Source organism: Arthrobacter sp. Bi26, from assembly GCF_918697925.1.
In the GTDB taxonomy this organism is placed as follows: domain Bacteria; phylum Actinomycetota; class Actinomycetes; order Actinomycetales; family Micrococcaceae; genus Arthrobacter.
The window spans coordinates 1-9,055 of sequence record NZ_CAKKMF010000129.1; the positions used below are offsets into that span (position 1 = coordinate 1).

General features: G+C 66.8%; 9 protein-coding genes. 7 read left to right on the plus strand and 2 right to left on the minus strand.

The window, feature by feature from the left end:
• The first annotated feature begins 244 nt into the window (after window positions 1-244).
• From LQV16_RS21715 to LQV16_RS21735, 5 genes are all read left to right on the plus strand, one after another.
• Entirely contained in the window at window positions 245-1,582 is a 1,338-nt protein-coding gene (locus tag LQV16_RS21715) for a hemolysin family protein (RefSeq protein WP_229995930.1), read from the plus strand.
• Window positions 1,579-2,643, plus strand: coding sequence for a hemolysin family protein (locus tag LQV16_RS21720; protein WP_229995931.1), 1,065 nt, complete (start codon window positions 1,579-1,581; stop codon window positions 2,641-2,643). Before LQV16_RS21715 ends, LQV16_RS21720 begins: the two co-directional genes overlap by 4 nt.
• A gap of 130 nt (window positions 2,644-2,773) precedes the next feature.
• On the plus strand, window positions 2,774-3,733 hold the full coding sequence (locus LQV16_RS21725) for a zinc ABC transporter substrate-binding protein (RefSeq protein ID WP_229995932.1): 960 nt from the start codon (window positions 2,774-2,776) through the stop codon (window positions 3,731-3,733).
• A 49-nt stretch (window positions 3,734-3,782) separates the two neighbouring features.
• Window positions 3,783-4,598 (plus strand): metal ABC transporter ATP-binding protein, encoded by an 816-nt coding sequence (locus LQV16_RS21730; RefSeq protein ID WP_229995933.1) that lies wholly within the window; start codon window positions 3,783-3,785, stop codon window positions 4,596-4,598.
• Window positions 4,599-5,489, plus strand: coding sequence for a metal ABC transporter permease (locus LQV16_RS21735; RefSeq protein WP_229995934.1), 891 nt, complete (start codon window positions 4,599-4,601; stop codon window positions 5,487-5,489). It abuts the gene before it with no gap.
• A gap of 10 nt (window positions 5,490-5,499) precedes the next feature.
• Here the strand turns inward: LQV16_RS21735 and LQV16_RS21740 are convergent, their stop codons facing one another.
• Entirely contained in the window at window positions 5,500-5,961 is a 462-nt protein-coding gene (locus LQV16_RS21740) for a Fur family transcriptional regulator (protein WP_229995935.1), read from the minus strand.
• Window positions 5,962-6,096: 135 nt separating this feature from the next.
• Here LQV16_RS21740 and LQV16_RS21745 point away from each other — a divergent pair, with 135 nt between their 5' ends.
• Window positions 6,097-6,753 (plus strand): MBL fold metallo-hydrolase, encoded by a 657-nt coding sequence (locus tag LQV16_RS21745; protein ID WP_229995936.1) that lies wholly within the window; start codon window positions 6,097-6,099, stop codon window positions 6,751-6,753.
• Window position 6,754: 1 nt separating this feature from the next.
• On the opposite strand, the gene LQV16_RS21750 is transcribed toward LQV16_RS21745, so the two are convergent.
• Complete coding sequence (locus LQV16_RS21750) at window positions 6,755-7,888, minus strand: PLP-dependent cysteine synthase family protein (RefSeq protein ID WP_229995937.1); 1,134 nt, start codon at window positions 7,886-7,888, stop codon at window positions 6,755-6,757.
• 48 nt (window positions 7,889-7,936) lie between these two features.
• On the opposite strand from LQV16_RS21750, the gene LQV16_RS21755 reads away from it, so the two are divergent.
• The gene (locus LQV16_RS21755) at window positions 7,937-8,809 is read left to right on the plus strand and encodes a sulfurtransferase (RefSeq protein WP_229995938.1); all 873 of its coding nucleotides are present in this window, start codon (window positions 7,937-7,939) and stop codon (window positions 8,807-8,809) included.
• Window positions 8,810-9,055: the final 246 nt, after the last annotated feature.

Here is a 9,055-nt window from a genome sequence, read left to right on the forward strand (position 1 = left end):
AAATCTAGGTGCCGGCCTGGGGGCTGTCAGCGGAGAACGGAAACCGTTCCCGCGCAGTCCACCCGCAGAGCCGGCAAACCCCGTTCACGTGCCCATCATTCTCCGGCCACACGCCACACCGGAGCTTTCCAGGAAACAGGGTCGGCCGCCGCCGACCATCCTCCGCCGGGCAGACCCTTCCAGCATTTACGGTCCCTGCAGCGGTCCCTGCCATGTGCCGCTGCTGCGGAAGCGGGCCGCTGAGATGGAATGGCTACTCCTTGCAGCAGGCCTCCTGCTCATCCTCGGCACCGGGTTCTTTGTTGCCGTGGAATTTTCCCTGGTCGCCTTGGACCAGGCCACCGTGCAGCGCGCCGTGGACACCGGCGACACCGCCGCCGAGCCCCTGCTCAAATGCCTCAAGTCACTTTCCACCCAGCTCTCCAGCTGCCAGCTGGGCATCACCATGACCACGCTGCTGACCGGCTACGTCATGGAACCCTCGGTCGGTGCGCTGCTCCAAGGCCCCCTCACCGCGCTCGGCGTCCCGCCGGCGGCGGCTGTTTCCTTGTCGCTGGTCCTCGCGATGGGGCTCGCCACCCTGCTCTCCATGCTGATCGGCGAGCTGGTGCCCAAAAACATGGCCATCGCGCTGTCGTTCCCGATCGGCAAGGCCGTCGCCCGGCCACAGCTGGTGTTCACCGCCATCTTCAAGCCCGCAATCGTGGTGCTCAACGGTTTCTCCAACAAGGTTCTCAACATCTTTGGCCTGGAGGCCAAGGAGGAAATCTCCGGTGCCCGCACGCCGGCCGAACTGGCCTCACTCGTGCGCCGCTCCGCGGCCATGGGCACGCTCGACGCCGGAACCGCCAACTTCATCGCCCGGACCCTGAAGTTCTCAGGGCAGACGGCGGCGGACGTCATGACGCCCCGTATCCGGGTGGAGACCATCGACGCCGACCAGCCGGTCTCGGACATCGTCGAGGCCGCTAAGCGCACCGGCTACTCCCGCTTCCCCGTGATCGGCGATTCCTTCGATGACATCCGCGGCGTAGTCCACATCAAGAAAGCCATTGCCGTGCCCTCCGGCAAACGCGCCAAACTGCAGGTCGGAGCCATCATGACCGATGTTCTGCGGGTGCCCGAAACCATCCATTTGGACGCACTGCTGGCCGAACTGCGTGAAGGCAACCTGCAACTGGCCGTCGTCCTGGACGAATACGGCGGAACGGCCGGCGTCGCCACCCTTGAAGACCTCGTGGAGGAAATCGTCGGGGAAGTGGCCGATGAACATGACAAGGTCCGGCCCGGGCTGCTTCAGAGCGCCTCGGGGGACTGGTATTTTCCCGGACTGCTCCGGCCCGATGAGCTCTCCGAACAGATCCCGGGCCTGACCGTACCCGACGAGGCTGCCTACGAAACGGTGGGAGGCTACGTCATGAGCCAGCTCGGCCGCATCGCTGCAGTCGGCGACACAGTCGACGTCGCCGGCGGGACACTCAGCGTGACCCGCATGGACGGCCGCCGCATCGACCGGATCTGTTTCCGTCCCACCCGGGTACCAGGCGACGGTCAGCCCGCCAGCCAGGCAGATGCCGCATGAGCGACTGGGCAGGAATCCTGTGGCTCGCCTTCCTGCTGGTGGGCAATGCCTTCTTCGTGGCAGCCGAATTTGCCGTCATGTCCGCCCGCCGGAGCCAGATCGAACCGCTGGCCGAGGCCGGCTCCAAGCGCGCGCAGACCACCCTGCGGGCCATGGAAAGCGTCTCCCTCATGCTGGCCTGCGCCCAGCTCGGCATCACGGTCTGCTCGCTGCTGATCCTGCTGGTGGCCGAGCCGGCGATCCACCACCTCCTGGCGGTGCCGCTGGAAGCGCTGGGCGTCCCGGTGGGGGTCGCCGACATTGTGGCCTTCGCCGTCGCACTGCTGGTGGTGACGTTCCTGCATGTCACGTTCGGCGAGATGGTGCCCAAGAACATCTCCGTGTCAGTGGCGGACAAGGCGGCGCTGCTGCTGGCGCCGCCGCTGATGTTCATCGCGCGAATGGTCAAGCCCGTCATTGCCGCGCTTAACTGGTCAGCAAACCACATCCTGAAGCTGATGCGGATTGAGCCGAAGGATGAGGTCACCTCCTCCTTCACCCTTGAAGAAGTGCAGTCCATCGTGCAGGAATCCACCCGCCACGGGCTCGTGGACGACGACGCCGGTCTCATCACCGGTGCGCTGGAGTTCTCTGAACACACGGCATCCACCGTCATGGTCCCGCTGGGAAAGCTCGTCATGCTCAAGGCCGCCACCACACCGGCGCAGTTCGAAAAAGCAGTGAGCCGGACAGGGTTTTCGCGCTTCCCCATGCTCGATGACGACGGCATGCTTGCCGGGTACCTCCACATCAAGGACGTGCTGACCATCCCGGACGACCGATACCGGGAGCCCATTGCGGAAAGCCGCATCCGGTCGCTGGCGAACCTCGCCATGGACGACGAAATCGAGAAGGCCATGTCCGTCATGCAGCGCACGGGCTCGCATCTTGCCCGCGTGATCGGCCCCGACGGGCTGACCCAGGGGGTGCTGTTCCTGGAGGACGTGATCGAGCAGCTCGTCGGTGAAATCCGGGACGCGACGCAGGCCACCGGCTACCGCAGGCTGGGCCAAGACCAGTAGCGCGTTGCCACTAGCGGGCGGGCGGCAGTACGGCATGCCGTGTATCCCTAAATAGGAATGATTCCTATTTAGGGATACACTCGGGCTGTTGCTATTGCTCCTGATTCTCAATAACAGATCCGAGGTTCCCGTGCGTCGTCCCGCTGCCCGAGCCATGCTGGCAGGTCTCGCCGGCTTAGGCCTCCTGCTCACCGCGTGCAGCCCGACGGCGGGCAGTTCGCGGGGGACCGCCGGCGACGGCGTGGTCGACGTCGTCGCCTCCACCAGCGTGTACGGCGACATTGTCTCCAGCATCGGCGGCGACAAGGTCCGGGTCAGCTCGATCATCAACCGCACCAGCCAGGACCCGCACTCCTACGAGGCCACCACCCAGGACAAGCTGGCCGTCTCCAAGGCCGAGCTCGTCGTGGAGAACGGCGGGGGATACGACGCCTTCATCGACACGCTGGCAACCGACACGGGGCTGGAGCCCGGCAACATCATCAATGCCGTGGACGTCTCGGGCCTCGCCACCGAAAGCCCGGCAGCGGCGAGCCCCGACTCCGCCGGCCACACCCACGAGCACACCGGGTTGAACGAGCACGTCTGGTACAGCCTGCCGGCCATGTCCCGCCTCGCGGACGCCGTCGCGGACAAGCTGGGCGCGCTGGAACCGGCCTCGGCGCAGACGTTCCGGACCAACGCGGCAGCCTTCAAGGACTCTCTCGGAGGCCTGGAAACCAGGCTCGCCGCGATCAAGTCCTCGGCGGGCCATGTGCCCGTGGCCGTCACCGAGCCCGTACCCCTGTACCTGCTTGAGGACGCCGGACTGGAGAACGAGACCCCGGCCGAGTACACGGCGGCGATCGAGGAAGACGCCGATGTCCCGCCCGCAGTGCTCAAGGCCGCCGTCGATCTCGTGGCATCCCGGGGCGTCCGGCTGCTGGCCTATAATACCCAGACCGAGGGACCGCAGACGGTGGCGCTGAAAAAGGCCGCCGAGACCGCGGGCGTCCCGGTAGTGAACTTCAGCGAAACCCTCCCGGACGGCCAGTCCTACCTGCAGTGGATGACCGGGAATGTGGAGAGCATCGGCAGGGCCCTAGGATGATCGCAACAGCGGGAGCAGCCGTCTCCGCGGAAAATCGAGGAAACCCCATTTGACACCGGTAGTGAGCCTCCGCGGCGCCTCCCTGGCGTTCGGCCAACGGACACTGTGGGAGGGCCTGGACCTGGACATCAACCCGGGTGAATTCTTTGCCGTGCTCGGTCCCAACGGCAGCGGCAAGACCACCTTCCTGAAGGTCCTGCTGGGCCTGCAGGAACTGAGCACGGGAACTGCCGTGCTCGACGGCCATCCCGTTGAGCGGGGAAGCCGCCGGATCGGCTACGTGCCCCAGCAGAAATCATTCGACCCCGATACGCCCCTGCGCGCCCGCGACCTCGTGGCCCTCGGCGTCGACGGCCACCGCTGGGGTATCCGCCTGGGCGGGGCAAAAGTGAACCGGAAGGTCGATGAGCTCCTCGATCTCGTGGGCGCCACCGACTATGCCAAGGTACCGGTGGGGCAGCTCTCCGGCGGTGAGCAGCAGCGTCTGCGCGTGGCCCAGGCCCTCGCGGCGGATCCCAAAGTGCTGCTGTGCGACGAGCCGTTGCTGTCCCTCGACCTTCAGCACCAGCAGGGCGTCAGCGCACTGATCAACAAGCAGTGCCGTGAGTCGGAGAGCGCCGTGGTGTTCGTGACCCACGAGATCAACCCGATCATGGACTACGTGGACCGGGTCCTTTACCTGGCCGGCGGCCGGTTCCGGGTGGGCACCCCCGCTGAGGTCATGACCACCGAGGTGCTCTCAGACTTGTACGGCAGCCATGTTGAAGTCATCCAAGCCAATGGTCGGCTGATCGTTGTGGGGCTGCCGGACGGCGCGACGCACCACCACGAGGACGCGCATTCTGTCGCAGGGGAGGCGGGCTAAATGGATCTGGGCAACCTGCTGCATTCAATCTTCAATTTCGAAAACTACGCCGAGCTGCTGGTCCTGGTGCAGAACTCCATCTGGGCCGGCGCCGTCCTCGGTCTGCTGGGCGGACTGATGGGCACCTTCGTGATGAAACGCGACCTGGCTTTTGCGGTCCACGGAATCTCGGAGCTGTCCTTTGCCGGGGCGGCGTTCGCGCTGCTGATTGGCGCGGACATTATCCTCGGCTCGCTGGCAGGATCGGTCATCGCAGCCGTGGTGCTGGGCGTGATGGGTGTCCGTGCCCGGGACAAGAACTCGATTATCGGCGTCATCATGCCCTTCGGGCTGGGCCTGGGCATCCTCTTCCTGTCCCTGTACGAGGGCCGGGCGGCCAACAAGTTCGGCCTGCTCACCGGACAGATTGTGTCGGTCGGGACGGTCCAGCTGCAGGTCCTGGCGGTCGCCGCCGTCGTGGTGATGCTGGCGCTGGTCGCCATCTGGCGGCCGTTGACCTTTGCCAGTGTTGACCCCGACGTCGCCACCGCCCGCGGCGTGCCGGTGCGAGCCCTGGCCCTGGGTTTCATGGTGCTGCTGGGAATCAGCGTGGCGCTGTCCATCCAGATTGTGGGCGCCCTGCTGGTGCTGGCCCTGCTGATCACGCCCGCGGCGGCCGCCATGCGCGTCACGTCCTCGCCCCGGCTGGTGGTCACGCTGAGCATCGTCTTCGCGATGGCGGCGACCGTCGGAGGCATCCTGCTGGCTCTCGGCGGCCGGCTGCCGATCAGCCCGTATGTGACCACGCTGTCCTTCGTGATCTATGTGGCCTGCCGCATGATCGGCAACGCCCGGGCCAAGCGGGGGCTGAACGGCCGGATTGTACGCACCACGACGACGGCGGTGGCCTGAGCCGGCGGGGCTACTCGCCGGCCGTCAAAGCCGTGCATTCCGGGCACAGCCCGAAGATTTCCACGGTGTGCTCCACCGCGGTGAATCCGTGCTCCCGCGCGATCCGCGCGGCCCAGGCTTCCACCGCCGGGGCTTCCACTTCCACGGCCTTGCCGCAGTTGCGGCACAGCAAGTGATGATGGTGCCCGGTGACGGCGCAGCGCCGGTAGACCGCTTCGCCGTCGGCGTTGCGCAGGACATCCACCAGCCCGTCGTCGGCGAGGGACTGCAGGATCCGGTAGGACGTGGCGAGGGACACCGCGGTGCCACGCTCCTGGAGGATGCGGTGCAGTTCCTGGGTGCTGACGAAGTCCGCCAGATCGTCCAGGGCGGCGCTGACGGCGAGGCGCTGCTTGGTAACGCGCTGCTCCTTGCCCTGCACCGGTGCCGAGGCCGGAGTCCGGCTGCTGCCGGCGGTAGTGCCTTGGGACATCGTGGAACTCGCTTCGTCAAAGGATGCGCGGGTGGGACTCGCTGAGGTGTGGTGGCAATGTCCAAGATTACCAGCGTCCAAGATTGCCAGCAGCGCTCCGTGGACACTGTGGCGGCTGGTGCCTAGGCTGGCCGGATGAAGCTGACCAAATTCACGCATGCCTGTGTCCGCCTCGAGCAGGACGGCCGGGTGTTGGTGTTTGACCCGGGAACTTTTTCGGAGACGGACCGGGCCCTGGCCGGAGCCCATACAGTCCTGATCACCCACGAGCACGCGGACCATGTGGACGTCGACGCCGTCGCCGCGGCGTTGCAGTCAAACACTGACCTTGAGCTTTTCGCCCCGGAGGCGGTGGCCGCTACGCTTCGCGGCAAGGCGCCCGACGCCGGGAGCCGCATCCATGCGGCGGCCGCGGGCGAGGAATTTGAAACCTCCGGCTTCGCGGTCAGGACATATGGTGGCCAGCACGCCCTCATCCACCCGCAGATCCCCGTCGTGGCCAACGTCGGCTACCTGGTGGATGGCAACGTCTACCACCCGGGGGACTCCTTCGCGATCCCCGACGGCGTCGAAGTCAAGACGCTGCTTGTACCCATCCACGCCCCGTGGAACAAGGTGGGCGAAGTGGTGGACTTCGTCATCGGCGTCCGCGCCCCGCAGGCCTTCCCTGTCCACGACGCGCTCCTGAACGAGCTGGGCCGCGGCCTGGTGGAGGGGCATGTGACCCGGATCGGCGCCAAGTACGGCACAGAGTACCGGCACCTCTCCAGCGGCGATTCAGTGGAGGTCTAGCCTAGGCCGGCCAGACGCCGGTTTGGAAGAACTCGCGCAGCACGGCCTCGTGAGGCTCGGGATCCAGGCCCTGGGCGTCCAGCCACTCCGGGTTGTAGTAGTTCCCGGCGTAGCGGTCCCCGGCGTCGCACATGAGCGAGACAACACTGCCGCGCCGGCCCTCCGCGATCATCCCGGCGATGAGCTGCCACACGCCCCAGAGATTGGTGCCGGTGGACGGGCCCGCGTGCAGTCCGGCATGTTCCCTCAGGTGTCGCATGGCCGCCACCGACGCAGCGTCGGGAACCTGGATCATGTGGTCGATCACGGCGGGCACAAAACTCGGCTCCATCCGCGGCCTGCCGATGCCCTCGATGCGTGACGGCAAACCGGCCGCCGTTGCGACAGTAGCTGTCCCGCCGGTTGCTGTCCCGGGAGCGGGACTTCCGCCGTCGGGCCTGCTGTTCCGCCAGCCGGGATAAAACGCGGAATTTTCCGGGTCGACGACAGCGAGCCTGGTCTCGTGGCAGTGGTACCGCAGGTACCGGCCGATCGTGGCGCTGGTCCCGCCGGTGCCGGCTCCGACCACAACCCAGCGGGGGACCGGGTGCTCCTCCAGTGCCAGTTGGCCGAAGATCGACTCGGCGATGTTGTTGTTCCCGCGCCAGTCCGTGGCACGTTCGGCGTACGTGAACTGGTCCATGTAGTGCCCGCCGGTGCTGCTGGCCAGATCCGCGGCCGCTTCGTAGACCTCGGACGCGTGGTCCACCAGGTGGCACGAGCCGCCGAACTGTTCTATCAGGGCGATCTTCTCGCGGCTGGTGGTCCGGGTCATCACGGCAATGAAGGGCAGACCGAGCAGTTGCGCAAAATAGGCTTCGGAGACGGCGGTGCTGCCGCTGGACGCCTCAACGATCGTGGTGCCTTCCCGGATCCAGCCGTTGACGAGGCCGAAAAGGAACAGCGAACGCGCCAGCCGGTGCTTGAGGCTGCCCGTGCGGTGGGTGGATTCGTCCTTCAGGTACAGCTGCACGCCCCAGTGGTCCGGGAGCGGCACCGAATACAGGTGGGTGTCGGCAGAGCGGTTGTTTTCGGCGTTGATCCGGCGGACGGCCTCGTCGGCCCAGGCCCGGTCCTGCTGGTGCGCGGTGTTCACCGCTACAGCCTACCGGGGGCGGCGGGACGCCGAAGATAGAGTGGGGAAATGGACACCCTTCTCGATGCTGCTGCCCTCAAGGACCGGCTGGACGGCGCCGGCGGAACCGGCCAGCGCACAGTGCTCCTCGACGTTCGCTGGGCGCTCGGTGACCCCCACGGTCACGACCACTATCTGCGCGAACACATCCCTGGAGCTGCCTTCGTGGATCTCGCCACCGAACTCGCCGGACCCGCGGAACCGCGACGCGGAAGGCACCCGTTGCCGCCGCTGGAACAGTTCCAGAAGTCCGCGCGCCGCTGGGGCATCAACGACGCCGACGCCGTCGTAGCCTACGACGACAGCGGCAACATGGCCGCCGCCCGGCTGTGGTGGATGCTGCGCAACGCCGGCTTCCGGCAGGTTCACCTGCTCGACGGCGGCCTGGCCGCCTGGCGTGCCGCCGGGTTCGAACTTGCGGCCGGATCCGAACAGCCCTTACCGGGGAACGTCACCCTGTCCGCCGGCGCCATGCCCGCGATCGACGCCGGACAGGCCGCCACCTGGGGGCAGCGCGGCTTGCTTCTTGACGCCCGGGCGGCCGAACGGTACCGCGGGGAGATCGAACCCGTGGATCCCCGCGCCGGCCATATTCCGGGCGCCGTGAGCGCCCCGACCACAGGAAACCTGCAGGCTGACGGGCGCTTTCTGGCCCCGGCGGAGCTCCGGGAGCGGTTCGAGCGGCTCGGCTACAGGGCAGACGTTCCCACCGCCGTGTATTGCGGTTCCGGCGTGACAGCGGCCCATGAAATCGCCGCCCTTGAGATCGCCAGCTTTTCCGCTGCCTTGTACCCGGGATCGTTTTCGGAGTGGTGTCACGGAGCCGCCAACGATGTTGTCATTGGGCCGGAACCCTATGGCGAGGACAAGGCTTCACAGTAGGCGCCGGCAGGAGCAATGGTCAGGTCACGGGCAGCAGCAACGCCCAAGCCCCTCGGGCAGTCTGTGATTCCTAGGCTGCGGCCGCTTCTTTGAGCCGGCTGTGTATCAGAGTTTTGGCCTGGTGCCGGAGCTGGCGCCGCTCGTGGGAGCCCGGCTGATCCCTGGCTGATCGGCGGAGCGGTGTGCCCGGCAGGGGTGGTGCGGTGGAGTGGTAGGTGTGGCCGGTGGGGGTGGTGAGTTTGATGG

Bases quoted from the DNA above. Each gene is read 5' to 3' on its own strand.
- LQV16_RS21715 (WP_229995930.1), top strand. From the start codon at position 245: ATGGAATGGCTACTCCTTGCAGCAGGCCTCCTGCTCATCCTCGGCACC.
- LQV16_RS21740 (WP_229995935.1), bottom strand. From the start codon at position 5,961: ATGTCCCAAGGCACTACCGCCGGCAGCAGCCGGACTCCGGCCTCGGCA.
- LQV16_RS21720 (WP_229995931.1), top strand. From the start codon at position 1,579: ATGAGCGACTGGGCAGGAATCCTGTGGCTCGCCTTCCTGCTGGTGGGC.
- LQV16_RS21735 (WP_229995934.1), top strand. From the start codon at position 4,599: ATGGATCTGGGCAACCTGCTGCATTCAATCTTCAATTTCGAAAACTAC.
- LQV16_RS21745 (WP_229995936.1), top strand. From the start codon at position 6,097: ATGAAGCTGACCAAATTCACGCATGCCTGTGTCCGCCTCGAGCAGGAC.
- LQV16_RS21755 (WP_229995938.1), top strand. From the start codon at position 7,937: ATGGACACCCTTCTCGATGCTGCTGCCCTCAAGGACCGGCTGGACGGC.